Annotated in this window: 20 protein-coding genes and 1 riboswitch; of the genes, 10 read left to right on the top strand and 10 right to left on the bottom strand. The window is 73.1% G+C overall.

Translation table 11 applies throughout. From position 1 onward, the window contains the following. Positions 1 to 96: 96 nt before the first annotated feature. Together JYK17_RS40945 and JYK17_RS00180 are read right to left on the bottom strand one after the other, a co-directional pair. Entirely contained in the window at positions 97 to 1,950 is a 1,854-nt protein-coding gene (locus JYK17_RS40945; RefSeq protein WP_308011617.1) for a C40 family peptidase, read from the bottom strand. 8 nt (positions 1,951 to 1,958) lie between these two features. Beyond that, positions 1,959 to 2,133, bottom strand: a riboswitch (cyclic di-AMP (ydaO/yuaA leader). Positions 2,134 to 2,346: 213 nt separating this feature from the next. Continuing rightward, positions 2,347 to 2,751, bottom strand: a complete 405-nt coding sequence (locus tag JYK17_RS00180) for a DUF5997 family protein (protein WP_128803865.1) — start codon at positions 2,749 to 2,751, stop codon at positions 2,347 to 2,349. A gap of 58 nt (positions 2,752 to 2,809) precedes the next feature. Between JYK17_RS00180 and JYK17_RS00175 the strand changes: the two genes are divergently transcribed. The 6 genes from JYK17_RS00175 (at position 2,810) to JYK17_RS00150 (ending at position 10,721) form a co-directional block, all read left to right on the top strand. Beyond that, complete coding sequence (locus JYK17_RS00175; protein WP_222809508.1) at positions 2,810 to 3,589, top strand: LysR family transcriptional regulator substrate-binding protein; 780 nt, start codon at positions 2,810 to 2,812, stop codon at positions 3,587 to 3,589. Positions 3,590 to 3,879: 290 nt separating this feature from the next. After that, positions 3,880 to 4,707: a hypothetical protein gene (locus JYK17_RS00170; RefSeq protein ID WP_234548432.1), complete on the top strand. Its 828-nt coding sequence runs from the start codon at positions 3,880 to 3,882 to the stop codon at positions 4,705 to 4,707. Positions 4,708 to 4,709: 2 nt separating this feature from the next. Further along, positions 4,710 to 5,744 carry a permease gene (locus JYK17_RS00165; protein ID WP_234547402.1) on the top strand — a complete coding sequence of 345 codons (1,035 nt, stop codon included), beginning with the start codon at positions 4,710 to 4,712 and terminating at the stop codon, positions 5,742 to 5,744. Further along, positions 5,741 to 6,523 carry a TIGR03943 family putative permease subunit gene (locus JYK17_RS00160; protein ID WP_222809507.1) on the top strand — a complete coding sequence of 261 codons (783 nt, stop codon included), beginning with the start codon at positions 5,741 to 5,743 and terminating at the stop codon, positions 6,521 to 6,523. The genes JYK17_RS00165 and JYK17_RS00160 overlap by 4 nt, the downstream gene beginning before the upstream one ends. A gap of 103 nt (positions 6,524 to 6,626) precedes the next feature. Continuing rightward, positions 6,627 to 9,227, top strand: a complete 2,601-nt coding sequence (locus tag JYK17_RS00155) for an ATP-binding protein (RefSeq protein ID WP_108009461.1) — start codon at positions 6,627 to 6,629, stop codon at positions 9,225 to 9,227. A 105-nt stretch (positions 9,228 to 9,332) separates the two neighbouring features. Further along, complete coding sequence (locus JYK17_RS00150) at positions 9,333 to 10,721, top strand: FAD-binding oxidoreductase (RefSeq protein ID WP_108009459.1); 1,389 nt, start codon at positions 9,333 to 9,335, stop codon at positions 10,719 to 10,721. Positions 10,722 to 10,767: 46 nt separating this feature from the next. On the opposite strand, the gene JYK17_RS00145 is transcribed toward JYK17_RS00150, so the two are convergent. Beyond that, on the bottom strand, positions 10,768 to 13,851 hold the full coding sequence (locus tag JYK17_RS00145) for an acetyl-CoA carboxylase family protein (RefSeq protein WP_108009457.1): 3,084 nt from the start codon (positions 13,849 to 13,851) through the stop codon (positions 10,768 to 10,770). A 79-nt stretch (positions 13,852 to 13,930) separates the two neighbouring features. On the opposite strand from JYK17_RS00145, the gene JYK17_RS00140 reads away from it, so the two are divergent. Next, the gene (locus tag JYK17_RS00140) at positions 13,931 to 14,584 is read left to right on the top strand and encodes a TetR/AcrR family transcriptional regulator (protein WP_128803870.1); all 654 of its coding nucleotides are present in this window, start codon (positions 13,931 to 13,933) and stop codon (positions 14,582 to 14,584) included. Here the strand turns inward: JYK17_RS00140 and JYK17_RS00135 are convergent. Both JYK17_RS00135 and JYK17_RS00130 read right to left on the bottom strand, forming a co-directional pair. After that, complete coding sequence (locus JYK17_RS00135; protein WP_222809506.1) at positions 14,567 to 15,262, bottom strand: HAD family hydrolase; 696 nt, start codon at positions 15,260 to 15,262, stop codon at positions 14,567 to 14,569. The two genes, JYK17_RS00140 and JYK17_RS00135, sit on opposite strands and share 18 nt — an antisense overlap. A 19-nt stretch (positions 15,263 to 15,281) precedes the next feature. Beyond that, positions 15,282 to 15,758 (bottom strand): Lrp/AsnC family transcriptional regulator, encoded by a 477-nt coding sequence (locus tag JYK17_RS00130; protein WP_222809505.1) that lies wholly within the window; start codon positions 15,756 to 15,758, stop codon positions 15,282 to 15,284. A gap of 196 nt (positions 15,759 to 15,954) precedes the next feature. Here JYK17_RS00130 and JYK17_RS00125 point away from each other — a divergent pair, with 196 nt between their 5' ends. Continuing rightward, positions 15,955 to 17,448 (top strand): FUSC family protein, encoded by a 1,494-nt coding sequence (locus JYK17_RS00125; protein WP_222809596.1) that lies wholly within the window; start codon positions 15,955 to 15,957, stop codon positions 17,446 to 17,448. A gap of 155 nt (positions 17,449 to 17,603) precedes the next feature. Continuing rightward, the gene (locus JYK17_RS00120) at positions 17,604 to 18,638 is read left to right on the top strand and encodes a lactonase family protein (protein WP_128803873.1); all 1,035 of its coding nucleotides are present in this window, start codon (positions 17,604 to 17,606) and stop codon (positions 18,636 to 18,638) included. 110 nt (positions 18,639 to 18,748) lie between these two features. On the opposite strand, the gene JYK17_RS00115 is transcribed toward JYK17_RS00120, so the two are convergent. The 4 genes from JYK17_RS00115 to JYK17_RS00100 all read right to left on the bottom strand — a co-directional run bounded on the left by JYK17_RS00115 (position 18,749) and on the right by JYK17_RS00100 (position 22,668). Beyond that, complete coding sequence (locus JYK17_RS00115; protein ID WP_108009449.1) at positions 18,749 to 19,672, bottom strand: sirohydrochlorin chelatase; 924 nt, start codon at positions 19,670 to 19,672, stop codon at positions 18,749 to 18,751. 119 nt (positions 19,673 to 19,791) lie between these two features. Continuing rightward, a complete protein-coding gene (locus JYK17_RS00110) occupies positions 19,792 to 20,778 on the bottom strand; it encodes an N-acetylglucosamine kinase (protein ID WP_128803874.1) in 987 nt (328 codons plus the stop codon). Next, a complete protein-coding gene (locus JYK17_RS00105; RefSeq protein WP_108009445.1) occupies positions 20,775 to 21,452 on the bottom strand; it encodes a uracil-DNA glycosylase in 678 nt (225 codons plus the stop codon). Before JYK17_RS00105 ends, JYK17_RS00110 begins: the two co-directional genes overlap by 4 nt. A gap of 76 nt (positions 21,453 to 21,528) precedes the next feature. Then, positions 21,529 to 22,668 (bottom strand): WD40/YVTN/BNR-like repeat-containing protein, encoded by a 1,140-nt coding sequence (locus tag JYK17_RS00100; RefSeq protein WP_108009443.1) that lies wholly within the window; start codon positions 22,666 to 22,668, stop codon positions 21,529 to 21,531. Between the two features lie 213 nt (positions 22,669 to 22,881). Between JYK17_RS00100 and JYK17_RS00095 the strand changes: the two genes are divergently transcribed. After that, positions 22,882 to 23,466 carry an Rv1733c family protein gene (locus JYK17_RS00095; protein WP_128803876.1) on the top strand — a complete coding sequence of 195 codons (585 nt, stop codon included), beginning with the start codon at positions 22,882 to 22,884 and terminating at the stop codon, positions 23,464 to 23,466. Between the two features lie 64 nt (positions 23,467 to 23,530). On the opposite strand, the gene JYK17_RS00090 is transcribed toward JYK17_RS00095, so the two are convergent. After that, the gene (locus JYK17_RS00090) at positions 23,531 to 25,426 is read right to left on the bottom strand and encodes a phospholipase C (RefSeq protein WP_222809504.1); all 1,896 of its coding nucleotides are present in this window, start codon (positions 25,424 to 25,426) and stop codon (positions 23,531 to 23,533) included. Positions 25,427 to 25,429 lie beyond the last annotated feature (3 nt).

Below are 25,429 nucleotides of genomic sequence, written 5' to 3'. Positions count from 1 at the left end.
AACCGCACAGCGCCGTCGACGCCACCAGGACTGCAGGAACTGGCTGTGTCGACGGCGCTGATCTGCGCGCAGACCCTCTAGAGCCCCTCAGGACCCTCAGGCAGGACGCACGGCTATGCGGATCGCGGCCTCCCCGGCGTTGTGGATCGACTCCTCGCGGATGACCGAACCTGGGCCGGGCGCATGGATCATCAGGCCGTTGCCGGTGTACAGGCCTACGTGGCTGAAGTTGTCGTGGAAGAAGATCAGGTCACCCGGGCGGCTCTCGGCGATCGGGACCACTCTGCCGGCACTCGCCTGCTCGGACGTGCTCCGGGGCAGGGCGACTCCGGCTGCCTTCCACGCGGCCTGCGTGAGACCGGCGTTGTCATACGACTCCGGCCCGACCGCACCCCACAGACACGGCCTGCCGATCTGCGCACGAGCAAAGGCGACGGCCCGGTCGGCCTTGGTCCCGACGGGCGCCTCGGCCGCCCGGACGCCGGGGTCGAGTACGGCGGGCTGGGGCGTGCGCCAGTCGGCGGCGACGGGCACGCCGGTGTCGAGCACGCTGGGCTGCATCATGCGCGCCGCCTCGGCCGTGGGAGCGCCCGTGTCGAGGACGCTGGGCTGCTGCATGCCCCAGTCCTGGCTCATGGGGATGCCGACGCCGGTGTCGAGGACGCTCGGTTGCTGGGTGCGCCAATCCTGGCTCAGGGGCATGCCGACGCCGGTGTCAAGGACGCTCGGTTGCTGAGTGCGCCAGTCCGTGGTGGCGGGGATGCCGGTGTCGAGAACCGTGGGCTGGGGCGTGCGCCAGTCCGCCGAGGCAGGTACGCCGGTGTCGAGCACGCTGGGCTGCATCATGCGCGCCGCCTCGGCCGTGGGGACGCCCGTGTCCAGGACGGACGGCTGCTGCATGCCCCAGTCCTGGCTCATGGGCATGCCGACGCCGGTGTCCAGAACGCCGGGCTGCTGCGTGCGCCAGTCCGCGGTAGCGGGCGCCCCCGTGTCCAGCACGCTGGGCTGCGTCATGCGTGCCGCCTCGGCCGCAGGCACCCCGGTGTCCAGCACGCTCGGCTGCATCATGCGCCCCGCATCCGTCGCCGGTACGCCCGTGTCCAGGACGGACGGCTGTTGCAGGCGCCAGGCCTCCTCGGCCGCGCGGTGGGCCTGTTCCGCCTGGGGCTGCCAGGGGGCCGGGGCCTGGGGGAGCTGGGCCTGCTGGGGCTGGGCGGCCGTGAGCGGGGCCACGGACGTCTGCCGGGCGGTGTAGCGGTACAGCAGGTCGCTGGCCGAGGCGATCTTGCGCTGGTTGTTCTGCTTGGCCCTGCGCAGCGTGACCTGCCGGGGCTCGGGCGCGGGGGCCGCGGGAGGAGCCGAGACCTCCTGCCGCTGCGTCGGAACGGCGGGCAGTGCGGTCGTAGGGGCGGCCGTCAGCTCCGCCACGGGCCGCTGCCGGTTCTCCGCGGCGGGCAGTTCGAGCATCGGTCGGGCGGCGGACTCCAGTTCACGGCCGGCGCGGGGCTCGGACGGACCTTCCGCGGAGCGCGCGGGCCGGGGGCGCTCCGGACGGGACGCCGAGCGCCGGGCGGGCTTGCGGTCGGCGGGCAGGGCGGCCGGGACCGTCGGGCCCAGCGCCGAGCGTGCTCCCTGGAACCACTGCCGCGCGATGGCGTCCAGCTCGGGATCCGAGGCGCGGCCACCGCCGGCCGGGGCGCCGCGGCCACGCGAAGCGGCCGACTGCGCCCGGGTGATGTTGTGCAGACCGGTGTCGCTCTCGGCCCGGTCGTAGAGGCTGCTCACCCGCTGCTGGACGTCTTCGCGGCTGGGACCCTCGTCCCCTGCGGCTGCGGCGTCGGCGGTCTGTGAGAACAGGGCCACCGAGGTGAGGGCCGCCGTGGCGATGGCGGAATTGCGCACTCCGGGGAGGCCGGAGCCGCCCGAGCGCGATGGTCGTTCCGGCGCCATGGGAGCCGTACTCCTTCCGTACTCCGCCTACCGAGTTAGCTGTCGGGTTCGGGCGGTCGTTTCCGGAAGGCATGCCCTACGACCCTTGCCCTGGTGGGCAGTTGGGCCGATTCACCCCATCGTTCGGTTGGGTCCCCGGTTCCGGCTGCCGCGAGGGCGCACCGGATTCGGCGGAGGCCGCACGTCCCGACGGGGTTCGCCGGAGGAACTCGAGCGGCCTGATGCCACGCTAGCCAACTTGTGCGGCTCGTGTGAAGGTTGACGGGCGGAATGTCCGATACGCTTTTGTGACCTTCGTCGTGACGCACCGTCAGGTCGATGCGTCGTGCACTTAGCGGCAGCGGACGGCGACCGACCGTCGCGGACTACGCCGGGCGCCGTAGCGGAAGGTCCGGCTCAGGAGTCCTTGCTCTCGCTGCGCGCCGCGCGCTCCGCGTTCCGCTTCTTGATGCGCGCGCCCTCCTTGCGGACGTCGGCCTGGACGGCGCGCTCCTGGACCAGCCACTCGGGCTGCTCCTGCTTCAGCGACTCGATCTGCTCGGTGGTCAGGGCGTCCGTGATGCCGGCGCGGGCGAGGCCGGAGATGGAGACGCCCAGCTTCGCCGCGACCACCGGACGGGGGTGCGGACCGTTGGCCCTGAGCTCACGCAGCCACGCGGGCGGATCGGCCTGCAGCTGGTCGAGCTCGGCCCGCGAGACGGTGCCCTCCTGGAACTCGGCGGGGGTGGCCTCGAGGTAGACACCCAGCTTCTTCGCCGCGGTCGCGGGCTTCATCGTCTGGGTGCTCTGGTGCGACTTCATGAGGTCAAGGGTATCGAGCGGGTGCGGGCCCACCGACCACGGCCGGTAACCTGGCAGCGTGACAGACCCGCAAGCATCCCCCGCGTTCAGGCTCGCGTACGTCCCGGGGGCGACGCCCGCCAAGTGGGTGCGGATCTGGAACGAACGCCTGCCGGACATCCCGCTGAGCCTCCATGCCGTACCGGCCGCCGAGGTCTGCGAGGTGCTGCGCGCGGGGCAGGCCGACGCCGGACTCGTACGCCTGCCGGTCGACCGGACGTACTTCAGCGCCATCCCCCTGTACACGGAGGCGACGGTCGTCGTGGTCCCCAAGGACCACGTGATCACGGCGGCGGACGAGGCGACCGTCGCCGATCTCGCGGACGAGGTCCTCTTCCACCCGCTGGACGACGTCTTCGAGTGGGACCGCCCGCCCGGCGAGCCCGCCTTCGAGCGCCCCGCGACCACAGAGGACGCCGTCGAACTCGTCGCGGCGGGCGTCGGCCTCCTCGTCGTGCCCCAGTCGCTGGCCCGCCTCCACCACCGCAGGGACCTCACCCACCGGCCCGTCGTGGACGCCCCCCAGTCCGCCGTCGCCCTCGCCTGGCCCGAGGAGGCGACCACGGAGCTGGTCGAGGACTTCATCGGCATCGTCCGCGGCCGCACGGTCAACAGCTCCCGTGGCCGTAAGGCGACGGAGCCGGAGGGCGAGGCGAAGGCCGGTACCAAGGCGAAGGCCGGCGCCAAGTCCGGTGCTGGGCGCAAGCCCGCCGTGGGGAAGACCACGGCGGGCAACCCGCGAGGCGGTTCCGGCGTCTCCAAGGGCGCCAAGCGCAGGAAGCCCCGCCGCCGGGCCTAGGCGGGTGCCCTGCGGATCAGGGCGGCCGCGGGAGACAGTACGTCTCGGCCGACCCGACCGGGGCTCCATGTGCGTGCCGGGCCCCGTGACGCCCAGCTGATCCGCCGGACACCCCCTGGTCCTCGGGCGGGGTGGCGTGACCTGCGCGGCTTGAGGTCACTTTCGCCGGGTCAGGGGGAGTCTTGCTACGCACGGGGGAGCGCTGCGAGCCCGGCGCCGAGAACGAACCAGGCACCGGCGACTCGCGCACGGACGAGGCGGGCCCGCACGCGCCGGTTTCCGGTCGGCCGATGGTCGCCCCGGTCGCCTCGGTCGTACCGGCCGCCCCACCCGCCGTCCGAACCCGTGAGCGGCTGCGCGTCGCACTGTGGCGAGCGGCGGGATTCATCGGGCGCACGCTGCGCGGCGAGTGGTACGGCATCGTCGTCGAGCCGGTGCGCACCCTCGTGCGGCGCGGGCTGTCCGGACTGGCCCTGGCGTTCGTGGCCGCGTTCGGCGTGATCTTCTTCCATGCGCTGGCGCAGCGGCCGACCGGCGCGGTCGTGGTCCGCGTCCTCGGTGGTGTCTACGCCGATCTGCCGCTGTGGCTGGCCCTGCTGCGCACCCCGGTGTCGCTGTACGTACCGGCACTCGACCTGCCCGTGTGGGCAGGGATCACGCAGCTGTTCCTCGCGTTCGCGCTGGCCGAGCTGACGCTGGGCCGGTCCAGGACCCTGTTCATCTCGTACGTGACCACGCTGGCCGGCACTCTCATGGCGCGCGTGATGATCGCGCTCGGGCCCGGCTGGGGCGGGCTGGGACTGCCCCCCGAGGCCGGGCGGGTGCTGGACACCGGACCCTCGGCCGCGGTCGTGGGCCTGTTCACCTACGTCGCCGTCGTCCGGCGCGCTCCCATCGTGTTCACGCTCACCGGTGGATCCATGCTGTGGGAGTCGATCGCCGTGCCCAATCTGGCCGGTCGCGAGCACCTGATCGCGGTGGGCGCCGCGATTCTGCTGGCCCTGCACGCTCAAGTCCGGTCTCGGCCGCGGCCCTTCATTCGGCGGTGGCGGCGTGTGCGCACGGTGAGGGGAGGGGAGCTGGCTTATCTTCGCCACGAAATCCGACATCCGGAGTAGAAATGTATAAAGCGGATGAAGTGGTTGCCGTGGCGGAGGAGACGACGCTTCTCGCGCCGTCCTGCTCGCAGGAGCGCCGCACCACCGTACGATCCCGGGCCATCGGCGTTCTCGCCGCGGCAGGCATAGCGGCCGTCCTCGCACTCACCGGCGTCGGATGGCTCAACGGCCCCGCCGTCGCGGCGTGGCGCACGGTCTGCCTGGCCATCACCGTTCAGGCGCTGCCCTTCCTGCTGCTCGGCACGGTCCTGTCGGGGGCGATCAACGCCTTCGTACCGGCCGACCTGTTCACCAGGGTGCTGCCCCGGCGCCCGGCACTCGCCGTCCCGGTGGCCGGTATGGCGGGCGCGATCCTGCCCGGCTGCGAGTGCGCCTCCGTGCCGGTCGCCGGCAGCCTGATCCGGCGGGGCGTCACCCCGGCCGCGGCCTTCGCCTTCCTCCTGTCCGCCCCCGCGATCAACCCGATCGTGCTGACCGCCACGGCCGTCGCCTTCCCCGGCAACCCGGCCATGGTCGCCGCCCGACTGCTGGCCTCCCTGGTGACCGCCGCCGTGATGGGCTGGCTGTGGCTCTGGCTGGGCCGGGAGGACTGGCTGCGCCCGACCGCGCGGCACACGGGACATCGGCCGGGCCACAGCCGCTGGCAGGAGTTCCGCCTCGGCTTCCGGCACGACTTCCTCCAGGCCGGCGGCTTCCTGGTGCTGGGCGCCATGGCGGCGGCCACCTTCAATGTCGCCGTACCCAGCTCCGTCCTCGACGCCTTCTCCGGTTCCCCCTGGATGTCGGTGCTCTTCCTGGCCGGACTCGCGGTTCTGCTCGCCGTCTGCTCGGAGGCCGACGCCTTCGTCGCCGCGTCCCTCACCGGCTTCTCGCCCACCGCACGGCTGGCCTTCATGGTGGTCGGCCCGATGGTCGACCTGAAGCTGATCGCCCTTCAGGCGGGCACCTTCGGCCGGGCCTTCGCGCTCCGCTTCTCCACCGCGACCACGGCGGTGGCCGTCATCACGAGCGTCCTGATCGGAGGAGCGCTGCTGTGAAGCGCCACATCCAAGCCGTCCTGCTGGTCCTGACCGGCCTGGGTCTGCTGCACGCGGCCCTGTTCACCGACCTGTGCCTGCGCTACGTGAAGGAGGGCCAGCGCCCCGTCCTGATCGCCTCCGGCGCGCTGCTCGTCCTGCTGGGTCTGGCGGGAGCGATCCTCGACCGCACGGCCCCCGAGGACGACGGCCACGCCCACTTCAACGTCCCCCACGCCGACGGCCACGACCACTCCGCCGTCCCCGACGCCCACGACCACGACCACTCCGCCGTCCCCCGCGTGGCCTGGCTGCTCTTCCTGCCCGCGCTCAGCCTGCTCTTCTTCGCACCGCCCGCCCTCGGCGCGTACACGGCCTCGCGAGCGAACAACCAGGCCGTCAAGAAGGGACAGCATTTCGACCCGCTGCCTGCCACGACCCCCCTGCCCATGACCCTGTCGGACTTCACCGCCCGGGTCCAGCAGGACCGGGGACAGGCCGTGCGGGGCCGCAGCATCCGCATGACCGGCTTCGTCACCCCCGCGGAGAAGGGCGGCGGCTGGTATCTGACCCGGATCATCTTCACCTGTTGCGCGGCCGACTCCCAGTCCGTCAAGGTCCGCATGTACGGCACTCCCGCCGCACCCGCCAACACCTGGCTGGCCGTCACCGGCACCTGGCACCCCGGCGGCACCCTCGGCACCAGGACCGCCCCGGCGGCCCTGGACGTCCACCGCACGGACCGCATCGCGCCACCGGTCAACGCCTACACGGACGACCTCCCGCTCACACCGTCCTGACCCGGCCGTGCGGCGAGCCTCGTCGTGGAGAAGCGGGCTGCCGCCCTGGCGCGGAATCGTGCGGCCACGGACATTGCGGGCGCCCGGTGGCAGAATCGGCCCCGTGGACCGGGGGATTCTCGAGCGTGAGCCCGAGCTGGCCCAGCTGACCGCGGCCGCACAGGAGGCGGCGGACGGGGCCGGTTCGGTGGTGCTCGTCTTCGGTGAGGCCGGAATCGGCAAGTCCAGCCTGGTCAGAGCCCTGCCCGAGCGGCTTCCCGCGCAGGCCAGGATCCTGGTCGGACAGTGCGACGACCTCGCCACGCGACGCCCCCTGGGACCCTTCCGCGACCTCGTCGGCAGCGTCGGCACCGAGCTCGCCCGCGCCGTCACCGACGGCGGCGACCGTCAGCGCGTCTACGAGGCCCTGCGCGGCGAGCTCGCCGTGACTCCGCACCCCGCAGTACTCGTCGTCGAGGACGTGCACTGGGCCGACGAGGCCTCCCTGGACGCGCTGCGCTTCCTGGTGCGCAGGATGGAGCGGCTGCCCGCCCTGCTCGTGCTCACCTACCGCGACGACGAGCTGAGCCGCGGACACCCCCTGCGCCACCTCCTCGGCCAGGTCTCCCGCGCCCCCCGCGTGCACCGTCTGCCGCTGGCCAGGCTGTCCCTGGACGCCGTCCGCACCCTCAGCGGCGCCGGCCGGCTCGACCCGGCGGAGGTGTACGAGGTCACCTCCGGCAACCCCTTCTTCGTCGCCGAGGTGCTCGCGGCCGGCGGCACCGGGGGAGTGCCCCCGACCGTCGTCGAGGCCGTGCTCGCCCGCCTGCGCGGACTGGACGCCGCCGCCGTGGACGCGCTGGAACAGCTCGCCGTCGTCCCCTCGGCGGTGGAGCGCCCGCTCGTCGACGCCCTGCTCACACAGGGGGTGGCCGTCCTCGCGGCGGCCGAACAGCGCGGCCTGCTGGCCGTGGCCCCGGAGCGGGTGGCCTTCCGGCACGAGCTGATCCGGCGCGCGATCGCCGACGCCGTACCCGCCGCCCGGCGCATCGAGCTCAACCGCAACGTCCTCGCGGCCCTGGCTGCCCGCCCCGGGGCCGATGCCGCCCGTATCGTCCACCACGCCGCCCAGGCCGGCGACGAGGACGCCATCGCACGCTACGGACCCGACGCCGCCCGGGACGCCGCCTCGGCGGGCGCGCACCGCGAGGCCGCCGCCCAGCTGCGGCTCGTCCTCGGGCAGCGCCACCGCTACGCCCCGCCCGACCTCGCCGACCTGCTCGAACGCTACGCCGTGGAGAGTTACACCATCGCCGACTCGGCGGCCGCCGTCGCCGCCCAGCGCGAGGCGGTCGCCCTGCGCCGCTCGCTCGGCGACATCCCCGCCCTCGGCGCCGATCTGCGCTGGCTGTCCCGCATCCACTGGTGGGCCGGGGACGCCGACGAGGCGCAGGACGCCGCCCGCGAGGCCGTGACCGTGCTGGAGCACGCGGGCGACGACCGGCTCCTCGCCCTCGCCGTCAGCAACATCGCCCAGCTCCGGATGCTCTCCGATCGCTACCCGGAGGCGGTGGAGCACGGCGAGCGCGCCATCACCCTGGCGCAGAAGACCGAGGACACGGCGATCCTGTCCCACGCGCTCAACAACGTCGGCACGGCCCGCTGGCGCGGCGGCGACCCCGACGGCCGCAAGCAGCTGGAGGAGAGCCTCCATGTCGCCCTGGCCGCCGGCGAGGTCGAACACGCCTGCCGCGCCTACGCCAACCTCATCTGGACCCTGCTGGACAACCTCCAGTACACCGAGGCCGACCGCTATCTGGGCCCCGCCATGGATCTCGCCGACCGCGCCGAACACCTCGGCTTCCTCACGTACCTCCACGTCGAGCTGGCCATCCGCCGGCTCGCCGCAGCCGACTGGGACGGCGCCGAGCGGCACGCCGAGTTCGGCATCCACGACTTCCTGCCCGCACGCTCCCCGGCGCTGACCGTGCTGGCCCGGGTGCGCACCCGCACCGGCCGCCCCGGCGCCGGTGAACTCCTCGCCGAGGCCCAGGAGATCGCCGTACGCACCCGGGAACTCCAGCGCACCGGACCCGTGGCGGCCGCGCTGGCCGAGGCCGCCTGGCTGCGCGGCGACCGCGCCGCCGTGATCGAGACCGTCACCCCCGTCCACGCCCAGGCCCGCCACCTGACCGGGATTCCCTACCGGGCGGAGCTCGGCTACTGGCTGACCAAAGCCGGCCGGCCCGTCCCGCTCGACGACTGCGACCACCCGTACGCCCTCCAGGCCCGGGGCCACTGGCGGGAGGCGGCGGCGCTGTGGCAGTCGGCCGGCTGCCCCTACGAGCACGCCGCCGCCGTAGCGGAGAGTCCGCACCCCGCGGACAAGATCGAGGCGCTCGCCGAGCTGGACGCCCTGGGCGCCGAGCCACTGGCCCGGCTGATCCGCGCCGAGCTGCGCGCGCTGGGCGTCAAGCGCATTCCGCGCGGCCCCGTCGCCGCCACCCGCGGCAACCCCGCGGGCCTCACCGAGCGCCAGCTGCAGGTCATGCGGCTGCTGGCCCAGGGCCTGACCAACGCCGAGATCGCCGCCCGGCTCGTGGTGTCCGTGCGTACCGTCGACAACCACGTCCGCGCGATCCTGGACAAGCTGGACGCACCCACCCGGCGCCATGCCGCGGTCCGCGCGGAGGAGCTCGGACTCGCCCCCGGGCAGGAAACGTAGGTAGTTCGCGGGCCCGAGCTAGGTGATGCCCACGGATGCCCGTGCCCACGCAACACGAGTAGAACGTGCGGAACGGCCCGACTCCTAACAAACGGGGGATATCGCATGTCCAGTACACCCGCTCAGGCCGCCCGCACCGAACTCTCCGGCTTCAACGGGGAGCTGATCGGACCCGAGGACTCCGCCTACGAGGAAGCCCGCGCCGTCTACAACGCGATGATCGACCGCCGCCCCGCACTCGTCGCCCGCTGCGCCGACGCGGACGCCGTCGCCCGCGTGATCGGCTTCGCCCGCGCCCACGACCTGCCGCTCGCGGTTCGCGGCGGCGGCCACCACGGCGCCGGCATGGGCACCGTGGACGGCGGGGTTGTCGCCGACCTCTCACTCCTGAAGGACATCCAGGTCGACCCCGAGGCCCGCACGGTTCGGGTCGGCGGCGGCTGCGTGTGGGGCGAGGTCGACCGGGCCACCAACGCGCACGGCCTCGCCACCCCCAGCGGCATCGTCTCCACCACCGGCGTCGGCGGCATCGCCACTGGCGGCGGACTCGGCCACCTCACCCGCAAGTGCGGCCTGACCATCGACAACATGCTCTCCGCCGAGGTCGTCCTCGCCGACGGGCGGCAGGTGCGCGCGAGCGCCGACGAGAACGCCGACCTGTTCTGGGCGATCCGCGGAGGCGGCGGCAACTTCGGCGTCGTCACCTCCTTCCTGTTCCGGCTGCACGAGGTCGGCACGGTCGTCGCCGGACCTACCTTCTGGCCCATCGAGGTCAGCGCCGAAGTGCTCACCGCCTACCGGGACTTCCTGCCCAACGCGCCCCGCGAGCTCAGCGCCTTCTTCCTGCACGGCACCGTCCCACCCGCCCCGCCGTTCCCGGAGGAGATCCAGCTGCGCAAGACGGCCGGCGTCGTCTGGTGCTACGCGGGCAGCGACCCCGAAGCCGCCGCACGCCTGATGGCACCGCTGCTCGACGCCCTGCCCGAGCCGCTGCTGCACTTCACCGCGCCGATGCCGCACCCGGACCTGCAGTCCATGTTCGACGGGCTCTACCCGCCCGGCCACCAGTGGTACTGGCGCGCCGACTTCGTCGACGAGATCCCGGACGAGGCCGTGGACCTGCACGCCAAGTTCGGCGCCGAGGTGCCCACCGTCCAGTCGACCATGCACCTCTACCCGATCGACGGCGCGGCCCACGACGTGGGCCCCGAGGAGACCCCCTGGGGCTACCGCGGCGCCACCTGGTCCACCGTCTACGCCGGTGTCGACCCCGACCCGGCCAACGCCGAACTGATCAAACGCTGGGCGGTCGACTACTCCGACGCCCTGCACCCGTTCTCGGCGGGCGGCGCCTACGTCAACATGATGATGGACGAGGGCCAGGAACGCGTGCGCGCCAGCTATGGCGCCAACTACCAGCGGCTGGCCCGCATCAAGGCCGCATTCGACCCGGACAACGTGTTCCGGCTGAACCAGAACATCCGGCCCAGCTGACGGGCCCCTCGGACGGACGCCGGATCCCGGGCGTCGATACGCCGGATCACCAGGCGTCGACGAACGGGCGATGCCCCGGGCGGGGGACGGGGCATCGCCCGAGCGCCGCCAGCACCCAGTCCCGCGACCCGGCCGGGTCGATGACCGCGTCGATCTCCAGCGCGGCCGCCGCGTTGACCGCCTTCCCGCGCTCGTACAACTCGGCGACCCGCTCCTCGAAGACGCGCGCACGCTCGGCCGGGTCCGCGATCGCCTCCAGCTCCTTGCGGTAGCCGAGCCGCACCGCGCCCTCCAGGCCCATCCCGCCGAATTCCCCGCTCGGCCAGGCGGCCGTGGCCAGCGGGGCACGCGTCGAACCGCCCATCATCGCCATCGCGCCAAGCCCGTACGCCTTGCGCAGCACCAGAGCGACCAGCGGCACCCGCAGACTGGCGCCCACCAGGAAGAGCCGGGCGAAGTGCCGTACGGTCGCGGTCCGTTCGGCGTCCGGGCCGACCATGAACCCCGGGGTGTCGCACAGCGAGACCACCGGCAGCCCGAACGCGTCGCACAACTGCAGAAACCGCGCCGCCTTGTCCGCGGCGTCCCGGTCGATCGCCCCGCCCAGATGCGCCGGGTTGCTGGCCAGCAGCCCCATGGGGCGCCCTTCGACACGGACGAGACAGGTCAGCACTCCCACGCCGAACTCCGGGCGCAGTTCGAGCACCGAGCCCGTGTCCGCGAGCCCGTGGACCGCGGCCCGCACGTCGTAGGCGCGCCGTCGGTTCTCCGGCACCACCTGTCGCAGCAGCCGCTGGTCCGGGGCCTCCCAACTCCCTTGCGTTCCTTGGAAGTACGCCAGATACTGCCGCGCCACCCGCACGGCCTCGGCCTCGTCCGTGACGACGACGTCCACGACACCGTTCGGTACCTGCACCGACAGCGGCCCCACCTCCTCCGGCCGGTACACGCCCAGCCCGCCGCCCTCGATCATCGCGGGCCCGCCCATCCCGATCGTCGCGTCGGGCGTGGCGATCACGATGTCGCAGCAGCCGAGCAGCGCCGCGTTGCCCGCGAAACACCGGCCCGAGGCGATGCCGACCAACGGCACCTGTCCGCTCAGCCGCGCCATCCGCTGGAAGGTGGTCACGTCGAGACCGGCCACGGACGTGGTGTCGGTGTCCCCGGGCCGCCCGCCGCCGCCCTCAGCGAACAGCACGACGGGCAGCCCCCGTTCCTCGGCGATCTCCAGCATCCGGTCGGTCTTGCGGTGGTTCTGCAGGCCCTGCGTACCGGCCAGGACCGTGTAGTCGTACGACATCGCCACGCACGGTTCGCCGTCGATCCGCCCGGTGCCGCAGACCAGGCCGTCCGCCGGCGTCGAGCGGATCAGATCGTCCACGGAGCGGCGCAGGCGCTGCGCCGCGATCGCGAGGGCGCCGAACTCGGTGAACGAGCCCTCGTCGCACAGGTCCTCGATGTTCTCGCGGGCGGTGCGCCGACCGAGCACATGCCGCCGCGCGACCGCCTCGGGACGGTTCGCGTCCAGGCCGAAGGAGTGCCGGTGCACCGCCTCGGCGAGGTCCGCGCGCACGAAGTCCGGGTCGAGCGGCTTCGTCGCCTGCTCGTCGTCGTGCGAGCCGGTGACGTCGTCCAGGGTGGCCAAAGCCGCGCCCTCGCCCACCGTTTGGCCCACGCGCGCGTGCAGCAGCCGTACGACCGCGGAGCCGGGAGCCCGCACCACGTGCTCCATCTTCATGGCCTCCAGCACCAGCAACTGCTGCCCGGCACGCACCCGTTCACCGGGGGAGACGTCCACGGAGACGACGGTGCCGCCGAGCGGCGCGACGACCGTGCCGTCCGCCTCCCCGGCCTCGGGTGCAGCCTGCTCGAACGCCTGCGGGCGCGCCCAAAAAGCGGGCCGCGCGAGTACGTCCCGCAGCAGCGGAATCCCCGTCCGCACCCCCTCCACCCCGAACTCGCCCAGCGCGCGCCGCACCCGCGTGACCGCCGCCTCGACCCCTCCGTGCGGCGCATGCGCGACCACCTTCGCGAGCAACGGGTCGTAGCGGACGCCGATTTCGGTGCCCGTGCGGAGGGCGGTGTCGACCCGCACCCCGGGTCCCGACGGCAGGTCGAAGCGCGTGACCCGGCCCGCCTCCTCGGCGCTGACCCGCGCCTGCACGGCGAACCCGCGCGGCGCGGCGGGCGGCCCCGACAGCCCCAGCTCGGCCAGCGTGGCCCCGGCGGCAAGGCGCAGCTGCACGGCGACCAGATCCACCCCGGTCACCTCCTCGGTGACCGTGTGCTCCACCTGGAGGCGGGGGTTGGCCTCGATGAAGCGGAACCGGTCGTCCAGGAGCAGGAATTCGAAGGTGACCAGGCTCGAACAGCGAGCCGCCCGCGCCAGCCGCAGCGCGCTGTCGAGGATCTCTTCCCGTACGGCGTCCGGGAGTTCGGGCGCGGGCGCGATCTCGATCAGCTTCTGATGCCGCCGTTGGGTGGTGCAGTCCCGGTCCCACAGATGCGTGACGGCTCCCGAGGTGTCCCCGACGACCTGCACCTCCACGTGCCGGGCACCCTCCAGCAGGCGTTCCGCGTACAACTCGCCCCGCCCGAAGCCCTGTTGAGCCTCCGAAGCGCACCGCTGCCACGCCTCGTCCAACTCCTCGGACGCTCGCACGACGCGCATGCCGCGCCCGCCGCCCCCGCCGACCGCCTTGATCATCACCGGGCCCCCGGCAAGGAACGCACGCGCTTCCTCCAGCCCGCCGTGCGCGGCGGGCAGCACCGGAACGCCTGTGGCGACGGCGAGTTCACGCGCCCGCACCTTGTCCCCGAAGACGTCGAGCACCTCCGCGGAAGGCCCGACGAACGTGATACCGGCCGCCCGGCACCGCCGCGCGAAGTCCGCGTCCTCGCTCAGAAAGCCGTAACCGGGGTGCAGGAACACGCATCCGGCCGCCGAGGCGGCGCCGAGCAGAGCATCCGCATCGAGGTAACTGCCCACCGGCACCGCCTCGTCGGCGAGCCGGACATGCGCGTCGTCACCATCGGCGTACACCGCCACCGAACGCAGCCCGGAGTCCGATACGGCCCGCAGGACGCGTACGGCGATCTCTCCGCGGTTGGCGACGAGTACGGCACTCATGCGTGGGCCTTTCCAGGACGTCATCGACCGGCCCCGTCATGCTCATTGACATTGACGTCAACGTCAATACGCTCCTCGCATGGCACGCACCCACAAGGCCTGGGCGGTGCGCACCGCCCGCGACCGCACCGAGGCCCCGGCCCGGGCCCGGCTCCTGGACGCGGCCGAGACCGTCATCGCCCGGCTCGGACTCGGCCGGGCCACCGTCGCCGACATCACCGCGGAGGCGGGCGTCTCGCGGGCGGGCTTCTACGTCTACTTCGCCTCGAAGGAGGAGATCTTCCGCGTCGTCGCCGCACGTGTACGGGACGCGTTCCTCGCCGCGCAGGAGGTGCCGGGCGTCGACGCGGACGACATGCGCGCCGTCGCGGAGGCATCGGTCGGCGCCGTCATCGCCGCCTACGCCCGCCACCGGCCGCTGCTCGCCCAGCTGGAAGAACAGGCCCGCACGGACCCGGACGTGGCGCGGCTGTGGAACGAGATCCGCGAACGGCCCGTCCACCGCCACGCCCGCTACATCCGCCGCCTCGCCGACCGCGGCGATGCGACCCCGGTCGTCGAACCGCTCGCCGTGGCCCACGCGGTGGCCGGCATGTGCGTCGAGGCCGCCGGTCGGGTCGCGGCACGGCCGGACCTGTACGACACCGCCGTACGGGATGTGACCACGATGTATCTGCACCTGCTCGGAGCCGCTCCGGCTCCCTCCAAGTGGGCTTCAGGGCGCCAAAGTTGAGCGCAGCAGCCAGTCGTAGGCGTCCCGCGCGGTGAACTCGGTTTGTCCGCCGGGCAGCAGCAGGTCCGCGGTGGCGAACTCCGGTGCTCCGGCCTGCGCGGGGACGTACGGGACGGCGATACAGCGCATCCCGGCGACGTGCGCGGCGGCGACGCCCGGAACGGCGTCCTCCAGGACCACACAGTCGGCCGGTGCTGCATCGAGGCGCCTGGCCGCCTCGAGGAAGACGTCCGGAGCGGGCTTGCCGCGGGGGACCTCGTCGGCCGACACGGTGGTGTGCAGATACGTGTCGAGTCCGGTGCCGACCAGGACCGCGCCGATGGCCTCCGGTGACGAACCCGAGGCCACGGCCATCGGCACACCCGCCGACGCCAGCAGCTCCACGAACTTCCGCATCTCCGGGTACACGCGCGTGGCCGTGCGGGCCAGCTCCAGATAGCGGCGGTCGATCTCGGCGAGCAGCTCGTCGGCGGAGGCCGCGAGGCCGTACTCGCGCTTCCACAGGGCGGCCGTCTCCTGCGTGCTGACGCCGACGTAGCGCTCGTGGTCGGCCCAGGTGAAGTCCGGGACGCCGTGCTCGGCGAGGGTTCGGCGGCCCGCTTCGTAGTAGTTCGGCTCGCTGTCCACAAGCGTTCCGTCGAGATCGAAGATGACCGAAGTGGTGCCGAGCGCGCTCATGGGGACAGCACGGCAAAGGTCATTTCCGGGCCGTGCGGCCGATCGACTCGACCAGAGGCAGCAGGCGCTGCGGTACGCGCTCGCGCAGGGCCACCTCGCTGCGGGTGCGCACGACACCGGGCAAGCTGATCAGCTTTTGGATCACGTCTTCCAGATGGGCGTTGTCGCGCGCCACGACCCGGGTCAGCAGATCGCCGCCGCCGGTGATCGAGAAGGCCTCGACGATCTCCGGCACCGCGGCCAGCGCGTCCCCCACGTCGTCCAGATGCCCCTGCGTGACCTCGATGTGCACGAACGCGAGCACCGGGTGGCCGAGCGCGGCCGGGGAGAGCGTCGGGCCCGTGCCGGTGATCACGCCGTCCCTCTCCAGCCGGTCGAGACGGGCCTGCAGGGTGCCGCGCGCGATGCCGAGAATGCGGGCGTACTCGCGCACGCTGGTGCGCGGCTGCTCCATCAGCAGCCGCAGGATGCGGGTGTCGAGCTCGTCGACGGCCATGTGCCCGGCCTCCTCGTGCCTTGGTCCGATGGCTTGCCGGTGGACGCCCTCGGACCGCTCTCGCTGTACCAATGGCCCAGCCTAGGCGACGCCGCTTGAGCCATCCGGGTGCCCGATGGTGCAATGCCCGTGTCGATGGCGCTGCGGACCTCCGCGGCGCCTTTTTCGTGCCGTGGCGGTCGAGGGTGGGAAGCAGTTGCTGAAGAGGGTGTTCGTGGCTCCGGACCCGGGGCGGATACGGCTGCGTTTCGCCGCCCGTGCCGTCGTCGGCATCGGCCTCGCGGTCGCCGTCTGCGGGCTGGCCGGACTCTCCCTCGTCGGCGCTGTCACCGGGGGCCTGGCCGCTCTGCTGGCCCTGTTCACCGTCACCGACCCCACGGTCCGCGGCCAGGCCGTGACCACCGCGCTGCTGCCCGCCGTGGGTCTGCCGGTGCTCGCCGCCGCGGCCGGACTGCACGACCACCCGGTCGCCCGCGACCTCACCTTCCTCGCCGTCACCGGGGCGGGCGTCTACGCGCGCCGCTGGGGCCCGCGCGGGCACAGCCTCGGCGTGTTCGCGTTCATGATGTTCTTCGCCGCGCAGTTCCTGCACGCGACCACGGACCGGCTGCCCGAGCACTGCGCCGCCGTGGTGCTGTCCGTGCTCGTCGCCTCGGCGGTGCGCTTCGGCCTGTGGTGCTACGAGGCCCAGCTGCCCCCGGCGCCGCCCGCACCGGCCCCGCCGGCCGGCACCGGCCTCGCCCGCGTCACCACCCGTCAGGCCGTCCAGGCCACCGCAGGCGCGGGCTTCGCCCTCGTCGTGGGGCAGTTGGTGTCGGGGCAGCGCTGGTACTGGGCCGTCGGCGCCACCTGGTGGATCTTCGTGAACACCGTCTCGCGCGGCGAGACGCTGGTCCGCGGCTTCCGCCGGGTGCTCGGCACGGTGATCGGCATCGGTCTCGGCCTGCTGATCGCCGTCCCGCTCCACGGGGCCAGTGCCCCCACGGCCGCGCTCCTCGCCGCCTGCGTCTTCGGCATCTTCTACTCGGCCGCGGTGTCGTACACCTGGATGATGCTCTCCGTCACGCTCCTCGCCGAGCTCCTCTACGGCCTGCTGGGCGTGCTCAGCCCCGGCCTGCTCGCCCTGCGTCTGGCGGAGACCGGCATCGGCGCGCTCGGGGCCGTCCTCGCGGTGCTCTTCGTCCTGCCCGTCACCACGCACGCCGTCACCGACGTCTGGATCCAGCGCGCCCTGCGCTGCGTCCACGCCTGCACGGCGGAGGCAGCCGCCCGCCTGGCCGGCTCCCCGGGGGCCGACCCCGCGCGGCGGATCGCGGAACTGGAGCACCTGCTGGGCCGGGTACGGCTCTCCGTCGCGCCCCTGGTCCACCCGCTCAACCCGATGTCCGGCCGCAAGCGCCGCGCCCGACAGGTGCTCGCCCTGCTCGACGACTGCGCCCGCGAGACCCGCGGTCTGGTCGCCGTGGCCGCCGACCCCGAGGCCTCCCACGACACCCGCCTGACAGCGGCGTGCCGACGGGTGGAGGCGGCCGTGGAGGCCCTCACGGGGGGCGCCGCCCACGTGAGGCACACCCCCGAACCCCCCACGACGGAACCGGCCCTCGCCCACCTCCACGGTCTGGAACGCGCCCTCGCAGACCTGGCCACCCCCTTGCGTACACCATCCGGCTCGCCGCTCGTCGGGGCCTGACCGGGCCCTCGCGCCCCGGGTGCGCGCGCCGTCCGGGGCAGGCCGCTCGCGCCCGTCAGGGACCCATGAGGGCCCGGTGCATCCTCCGGCCTTGGTCTAGACCGCAGATGATCGCTGCTACCGTCGCCGCAGGCACAGACCGAGAGGGGACAGCGGTGGCAGATGGCGGTGGGCGGCGCAGGCGGGCCTTCATCGGGTCGTTCACGGCGGCCGGGGGCCCCGGAATCGTGGCGGCGGACGTGGACGCGGGCAGCGGTGCGCTGACCGTCCTGAGCAGCGTGGATGCCGTACCGGACCCCTCGTATCTCGCGCCCGCGCCCGACGGGCTGACGCTCTACGCGGTCAGTGAGACGGCTCGGGGCGCGGTGGCCGCGTTCCGGGTGGTGGGGGACCGGCTGGAGAAGGCCGGTGCGACGGTGCCGGTCGGCGGCGACAGCCCCACCCATCTGAGCGTCTTCGACGGGCACGTGCTGACCGCCAACTACGGCTCCGGCAGCGTCACCGCCGTGCCCGTCCGCCCCGACGGCACGCTCGCGGCCGCCGCCTCCGGCGTTCTCCAGCACAAGGGCTCGGGCCCGCACATCCCCCGCCAGCAGGGACCGCACGCCCACCAGGTGCAGCCCGATCCGAGCGGACGGTGGGCCGTCAGCGTCGACCTCGGTACGGACTCGGTCCGGGTGTGCACCCTGGCGGACGGCCGACTCGAACCGCACCGGGAGATCGCCCTGCGCCCCGGTTCCGGACCGCGCCACCTGGCCTTCCACCCGGACGGCACCCGCGCGTACGTGCTCAGCGAACTCACCCCCACCGTCACCGTCTGCCACTGGGACAACGCGACCGGCTTGCTGGAGCCGCTGACCGTGCACCCGGTCCTGCCCGGCACCCCCACCGGCGACGCCTACCCGTCCGGCGTCGTCGCCTCCCCCGACGGCCGCTTCCTGTGGACCGCCACCCGCGGCGAGGACGTCCTGTCCACCTTCGCAGTTGACAGCGACGACCTGGAGCTGACCGGCACGGTCCCCTGCGGCGGCCACTGGCCCCGGGCCCTCACCGAGTCGAACGGATTCCTCTACGCCGCGAACGAGCGCTCCGGCGCGGTCGCCTGGTTCGCCGTCGACCCGGACACGGGACTGCCGCACCACGAGGGCGCGCTCACCGTCCCCGCCGCTTCCTGCGTGGTCTTCTGCTGAGCCCCGCCGCGAGCAGTAGAGAAGCACGCGGAAGGGCCCGCCCCCCCCGGGTATTCGCCCGGAGGAGGCGGGCCCTTCGGCGTTCGTACGGATCTGCCGTGCCGTCCGCGTCAGCGCACCGGCGTGCCCTGCGGCTGCGGCGGGACGATGCCCAGCGCCGTCGTGTACTTGGCCAGCGCGAGCTTGCCGATCGCCGGGTAGGGGCCGAGCGCCTCGGCGGCGGAGCAGCCCGCCTCCTTGGCCGCCTCGTCGATCAGACCCGGGTCGATCTCCGGCCCTATCAGGTACGGCGCGAGTGCCAGCTGCTGCGAGCCCGAACCGCGCAGCTGCTCGGCGACGTCCGCGATCGAGCCGTCCTGGTCCAGAGCCGCCGCCATCACCGGCACCGCGAGGCGCGCGGCCAGCAGCATGCCGGTGATCCCGGCCGCCTGCACGGCCTCGTCACCGCCCACCGACGCCAGGATGATGCCGTCCGCCGCCGTCGCCACCGTGAACAGCCGGGCGCGGTCGGCGCGGGCCAGACCGGCCTCCGACAGGCGCACGTGCAGCGCCTCGGCGAGCAGCGGGTGCGGGCCCAGCACATCGGTCAGATCGGCCGCGATACGGCTGTCCATCACGGCCTGGCGGATACGGCGCAGCAGCGCACCGTCCGGGCCGGCCAGCAGCGGCACGACGACGGCGACGGGGCCGTCCGGCTCCTTGACGTCCATTCCGGCGGCCCTGGCCTGCTCGAAGCGGGCCGAGCGCTCCTCGGAGGCATGCGTGAGCACGGCCTGGAGCGTGGGGAACTCCGAGTCGTCACCGTCCAGGTACGCGATGCGCGCGTCCAGGCCGGGAAGCTCGGAGCGCGCGATGCTCACGACCTCCTCGGCAAGGCTGCGCGTGGCAGCACCGGGAGTGCCCGGCACCACGAGGACAAGCGCGGGCGCGCCCTCGGGAGCCGCCAGCGGTTCGGGTCGGCGGTGCCGCCCGGGCTGGCGAGGTCGCGGCATTCGTACTGGCAGGCCGGACGCGGGTCCAGTGGGGGAGCTCATGGCGAGGCATGTTACTGGCTTCTTGGGCTCCCCTGTTCGGGGAGGGTGCAGGTGAGCGGTATCCGTCCGCTTTTGTCTGATGAGTTACGTACGTATCGGTAGTTACCGGCCTGCCGAGATCAGCCCTCCGCGCCGGTCACCACGCTCAGCATCGCCGCATCACTCGGGAGGGTGAGCGCCCCCGCCGCGAGGTCCCCGGCGATGCGCACGGAACCCGCGAGCGGGTCGCCCGCGGCGGCCACCAGCGGCGCGTGCGGCAGCCGCCGCGCCAGCTCCTCCCGGAGCGGGACGAGCAGAGGGTCTCCCATCTTGAGCAGGCCGCCCGTGACGGAGACCCGGGGCTCTCCCGCGGCCGGGCAGACCGCTGCCGCGGACTCGGCCATGTGCCGGGCCGCCGCCCCCAGGATGCCCGCGGCGACCGGATCACCGTCGGCCCGCGCGGCCACCTGCGGCGCGAAGGAGGCGAGGACGGCGGGGCGGTCCGGACGGGGATACAGCTTGCCCGGCAGCCCCGGCATCGGGCCGAACATCTCCTCGGCGCAGGCCAGCAGCCCGGCCGAACCGCCGGGTCTGCCGTCGTACGCCCGCAGCGCCGCCTCCAGACCGGCCCGCCCGATCCAGGCGCCGCTGCCGCAGTCGCCCAGCAGATGCCCCCAGCCGTCGGCACGGCGCCAGCACGTCAGATCGGTGCCGACGGCGATCAGACCCGTGCCCGCGGCGACCACGGCGCCGGGGCACGGCCCCAGCGCGCCCACATATCCGGCGACGGCGTCGGCGACCAGGGCGACCGAGCGGATGCCGAACTCCCGCCGCAGCGCACCGGGAAGCTCGGCGCGCAGGGCGTCGCCCAGCGTGGCGAGCCCGGCGGCGCCCACCGCGGCCGTACTCAGTGCGCCGACGCCGGTCTCGGCGCTCAACTCCCGGACCATCGGCACCAGTTGAGCCATGAAATGCCCGGGGTCGATCCCCCGGTCCCCGGTGTGCACCGGCTCCCGGGACTCCCGCTGGGCCAGCGGACCGCGCTGCGGGTCGGCGACGACGACCCGCAGACCGGAGCCCCCCGAGTCGACCGCGAGCACCCCCACCCCCACCGCCGTGCCGGTCACGGCAGACGCCAGTCCACCGGCTGCCCGCCCTGCCGCACCAGCAGATCGTTGGCCCGGCTGAAGGGGCGCGAGCCGAAGAAGCCGCGGTCGGCCGACATGGGGGAGGGATGGGAGGACTCCACCGACGGCAGGTCGCCGAGGAGCGGGCGCAGATTGCGCGCGTCGCGGCCCCACAGGATGGACACCAGCGGCTTCCCGCGCCCGGCCAGGGCACGGATGGCCTGCTCGGTGACCTCCTCCCAGCCCTTGCCGCGATGCGCTCCCGGCTTGCGCGGGGCGGTGGTGAGCGCCCTGTTGAGCAGCAGCACGCCCTGCTCGGTCCACGGCGTCAGATCGCCGTTGGAGGGCTGCGGCAGCCCCAGGTCGGTGTGCAGTTCGCGGTAGATGTTGATGAGACTGCCGGGCAGCGGACGCACGTCGGGCGCCACCGAGAACGACAGACCCACCGCGTGTCCCGGCGTCGGATACGGGTCCTGCCCGACGATCAGGACCCGTACGTCGTCGAAGGGCTGCTGGAAGGCCCGCAGCACATTCGGTCCGGCCGGAAGGTACGTGCGTCCCGCGGCGATCTCGGCGCGGAGGAAGTCACCCATCTCGGTGATCCGCCCGGCGACGGGGTCCAGGGCCTTCGCCCAGCCTGCTTCGACGATTTCATGCAACGGTCGTGGAGCCACGGGCGTCACCCTACTGCCGTACGGGCAGCGGGAATCAACCGGTGGCCGAGGCCGCGCGCATCCCCCGTGGCACCCATCAGACCACCGCGGCCCGCACGCACAGCACGTCCGGCAGGTGCGAGGCCAACTGCTGCCAGCTGTCGCCGTCGTCGGCCGAGGCGAACACCTCGCCGTTGCGATTGCCGAAGTACACGCCCGCGGGGTCGGCGCCGTCGGTGCACATCGCGTCCCGCAGCACCGTGCCGTAGTGGTCCTCCTGCGGCAGGCCTGCCGACAGGGGTTCCCAGCTCTTGCCCGCGTCGGCCGTGCGGAAGACCCGGCAGCGGTGGTCGGCGGGCACCCGGTCCGCGTCCGCGTTGATCGGGAAGACGTACGCGGTGTCGCCGCGGTGCGGGTGGGCGGCCGCGGCGAAGCCGAAGGTGGACGGCAGGCCCTCGCCGATGTCGGTCCAGTGGGCGCCCGCGTCGTCGCTTCTGTACACACCCCAGTGGTTCTGCAGATACAGCCGGTCCGGGGTCGCGGCGTCCTGGACGACCTTGTGCACGCACTGCCCGAACTCCGGGTTGGGATCCGGCAGGAAGACCGCGGACACACCGGAGTTGGAGGGGGCCCAACTCGCGCCGCCGTCCGCGGTCTTGAACACCCCGGCCGTCGACACGGCCACCGTCACGGCCTGCGCGTCACGTTTGTCGGTGACCACGGTGTGCAGCCCCTCGCCGCCGCCTCCCGGGACCCACTTCGAGCGGGTGGGGTGCTCCCACAGGGGGCGGACCAGGTCGAAGGTCTCCCCGCGGTCCTCCGAGCGGTACAGCGCGGCCGGTTCCGTGCCCGCGTACACCACGTCGTCCTCCGCGGCCGCCGGGTGCAGCTGCCACACCCGCTCCAGCGAAGCCCCGGTGTCCTTGGGGAACTTGACCGCGGGGCGGGCCGGCTCGGTCCAGGTGCGGCCCAGGTCGTCCGAGTGGAAGACGGACGGCCCCCAGTGGGCGCTGTCGCCACCGGCCAGCAGACGCGGCCGCGCGCCACGGGTGTCGATCGCCACCGAGTACATGGCCTGTGCGTTGAAATACGGACTCTCGTCGAACTCCCAGGTGCCCCCGCGCCGCCGCCCGATGAACAGGCCTTTGCGCGTGCCCACGGCGAGCAGTACCTCGGTCATGCCGATCACCTCCGCGACGTCCTTGTCCCAGACACCGGCCAGTCTGCACCCCACCACTGACAGTCACCTCCGCAGTGACCATCCGTGCAGGTCAGCGCGGCCGGGACGGTCCGAGCGCCGAGATCCGGCCGGGTTCGCGGCAACAACTGCGCGAGCGGGGGTACCCGTGGCACCGTCGAGCCGAGGGAGTCGGCCTGAGCATCCCATGGCCCCGGCCCGTATGGGATGGAGATTCGGGAAGGTCGTGCGCTCATGAGGAGGATGCCTTCGATGGCGTTCCGAGGTCCGAAGGCGTGGCTGTGGCGCTGGCGGCGCAACCCGCTCAAGCGCCGTATCGACGCGGTGGAGGCGTGGGTCGTGCTCGGCGCGTGGATGGCCACGCTCGCGGCCGGGGTGCTCGCCGGTCTCCTGGCCACCGGGTCGGTCGAGGACGGGCTCGCCCGGGAGCGCGCCGAGTGGCGGCAGGTCGTGGCCCTGGTGACACAGAAGGCCCCCGGAACGGCCTCCGCCCACGCGGCCAGGTCGAGCGGCGAACAGGTCTGGGGGAAGGTCCGCTGGACCGCGCCGGACGGCACCGGGCACACCGGCCAGGTCCGGGTCGACCCCGGCAGCGCCCGCGGCACGGCGGTCTCCGTGTGGACGGACCCGCACGGCGAGCTGGTCACCCAGCCGCCCACCGTCTCCCAGGCCCGGCTGCGCGCCTCGCTGATCGGCGTCCTGGTGGGACTGAGCGCGGCGGCCGTGCCCTTCGTCGGCGGACGCGTCCTGTGCGGCCGTATCGAGCGCCGCCGCCTGGCCCAGTGGGACACGGAGTGGGCCCGCTTCGGACCGCACTGGGGCCGCAAGACCAGCTGACAGACGACTGAACAGCCCCGGGGGCCGCGGGCACTGTGCCCGCGGCCCCCGGCCGTACGTGTTCCTACTGGGCGGCCGTCGGCTGCCCGGGGCGCCGCCTGCGGCGGTGCAGGGCGAACGCGGTGGCGGTCGCGCCCGCTGTCACGAGACCGGCGGCGACGGCGATCGGCACGGCCGGCGAGGGGGAGCCGCTGTCGGCAACGTTCTGGGCCCTGAGGTCCTGGACGTAGGGCGGGTAGGCGCCCTGGGCCGAGACGGAGGTGGCCGAAACGCTGTGGTGCGGGATGCCCCTCACGGACCTGACCGAGCCGTCCGAGTTCAGCAGCACCTGCTTGTTGTTCGGGTGCCGGAAGTCGAACATGCCGCCCAGGCTGCCCGCCCGGCGGTCGAACGAGGTGTCACCGATGCGGCCGGTGCCCCAGTTGTTCTCGATGAACTGGGTGATCGAGGTCTGCTCGGTGGCCGTGTGGTCGATCGAGTTGACCTTGCTGTAGGGGGAGATGACCAGCAGTGGCTGACGGGGGCCGGGGCCGCAGCGGTCCGCGTAGCCGCCCGCGGCGGCCGGACCCGACTGGCAGGCGGGGCTGTCGGTCGCCTTGCCGTTGGAGCCGGTGGCGGTGTCCTTGGAGCCGTTGAGCACCGGCGAGACGACGTGGTCGTACCAGCCGTCGGAGTCGTCGTAGGCGACCACGATCGCGGTGCTCTTCCACTGCGACGACTTCTGCACCGCGTTGATCTCGTTCACCAGGAAGTGCTGCTCGTCGATCGGGTCCGAGTAGCCGGCGTGGCCGTCCTGGTACTCGGCGGCCTTCAGGAAGCTGACCGCCGGCAGGTGGCCGGCCTTGAGCGTGGCGTCGAAGTCCGTCAGGTCGTAGTTGTGGTTGGCCCGGCCGTTGTGGCCGATCTCCGCGACGCTCTTCGGGGCCAGGTGGTGCGGGTTGGCCGTCGACTTGTAGTACTGGAACGGCGCGTGGTGCGGGCTGTAGTCCACCGACGCCGCACCGCCGACGTTGGTGTGGGTGGTGCCGGAGCACTTCGCGTAGTGGCCCTGCTTGCCGTCCCAGGGAGTGCTGGGCCTGAAGCCGCCCTGGAACCAGCCCCAGCTCACGCCCTTGGTGTTGAGCAGGTCACCGATGTTCCTGCCCTTCATGACGCCCAGCGCGTTGGTCGCGGTGTGGTCCTTGTCCGAGCAGTCGTCGTAGCCGGGGTCCGGGTCGTTGATCATCGTGCCGACGCCCTTGGCGTCGGGGGAGACGACGGTGTACGGGTCCGGCGTGGACGTCTGCTTCGGGTTCTCCGTCCCGGAGGCCGGGTCGACGGAGATGATGCCGTGGGTGTTGCCGGAGACCAGGTTGATCGCGCCGGGGGACGAGGGCCCGTAGGTCGAGCTGAACGACCTGTCGTTGAGCGAGTAGTGCTGGGCGTAGTTCCACAGCCCCGTGACGGTGTTGCCGTCGTAGTAGTCCATCACCAGGCCGGGCTCGCCGAAGAGCCCGGTGCACTTGTTGACCTCGGTGTTCTCGACGTACTTGTCGGCCTTGCCGCCGTTGGCCGCGTACTGCTCGGGGCCGTAGGAATGGTTCTGGTCGCAGGTCATGGCCTGCGAACTGGCCAGCCGCTTGGGCTTGTAGAGGTTCGGGTTCTTCTCCAGCAGCCCGGCGTTGAGGAGGTTGTCCGCCTTCGGGGTGTGCGGCGCGGCCTTGAACCTGGTGCCGTCGGTGTTGGCCGCCTTCGGGTACGTGGCGAAGTAGTGGTCGAACGAGTTGTTCTCGTCGAAGATGACCACGACGTGCTTGATCGGCGTCGCGGTGTGCGGGTCGTGGTGGCCGTGGCCGCCGTGTGCGGAGGACGCCGAGGCGGGGAACGTCCCGCCCGCGCTCGCCAGGGCTGCCGCGCCGAGCAGGGCGCCCGCGCGCGCCAGCCGGCGCCTCGCCCTTGAGGATCTGCCTGTGCCGATCATGCT

It is taken from the genome of Streptomyces plumbidurans, assembly GCF_019857225.1.
Classification (GTDB): domain Bacteria; phylum Actinomycetota; class Actinomycetes; order Streptomycetales; family Streptomycetaceae; genus Streptomyces; species Streptomyces plumbidurans.
This window is presented reverse-complemented; position numbering and strand designations above follow the sequence as displayed.

Bases quoted from the DNA above. Each gene is read 5' to 3' on its own strand.
- JYK17_RS40945 (WP_308011617.1), bottom strand. From the start codon at position 1,950: ATGGCGCCGGAACGACCATCGCGCTCGGGCGGCTCCGGCCTCCCCGGA.
- JYK17_RS00135 (WP_222809506.1), bottom strand. From the start codon at position 15,262: ATGAGCGCGCTCGGCACCACTTCGGTCATCTTCGATCTCGACGGAACG.
- JYK17_RS00180 (WP_128803865.1), bottom strand. From the start codon at position 2,751: ATGAAGTCGCACCAGAGCACCCAGACGATGAAGCCCGCGACCGCGGCG.
- JYK17_RS00150 (WP_108009459.1), top strand. From the start codon at position 9,333: ATGTCCAGTACACCCGCTCAGGCCGCCCGCACCGAACTCTCCGGCTTC.
- JYK17_RS00115 (WP_108009449.1), bottom strand. From the start codon at position 19,672: ATGAGCTCCCCCACTGGACCCGCGTCCGGCCTGCCAGTACGAATGCCG.
- JYK17_RS00140 (WP_128803870.1), top strand. From the start codon at position 13,931: ATGGCACGCACCCACAAGGCCTGGGCGGTGCGCACCGCCCGCGACCGC.
- JYK17_RS00170 (WP_234548432.1), top strand. From the start codon at position 3,880: ATGGTCGCCCCGGTCGCCTCGGTCGTACCGGCCGCCCCACCCGCCGTC.
- JYK17_RS00090 (WP_222809504.1), bottom strand. From the start codon at position 25,426: ATGATCGGCACAGGCAGATCCTCAAGGGCGAGGCGCCGGCTGGCGCGC.
- JYK17_RS00165 (WP_234547402.1), top strand. From the start codon at position 4,710: ATGTATAAAGCGGATGAAGTGGTTGCCGTGGCGGAGGAGACGACGCTT.
- JYK17_RS00145 (WP_108009457.1), bottom strand. From the start codon at position 13,851: ATGAGTGCCGTACTCGTCGCCAACCGCGGAGAGATCGCCGTACGCGTC.
- JYK17_RS00130 (WP_222809505.1), bottom strand. From the start codon at position 15,758: ATGGCCGTCGACGAGCTCGACACCCGCATCCTGCGGCTGCTGATGGAG.
- JYK17_RS00095 (WP_128803876.1), top strand. From the start codon at position 22,882: ATGGCGTTCCGAGGTCCGAAGGCGTGGCTGTGGCGCTGGCGGCGCAAC.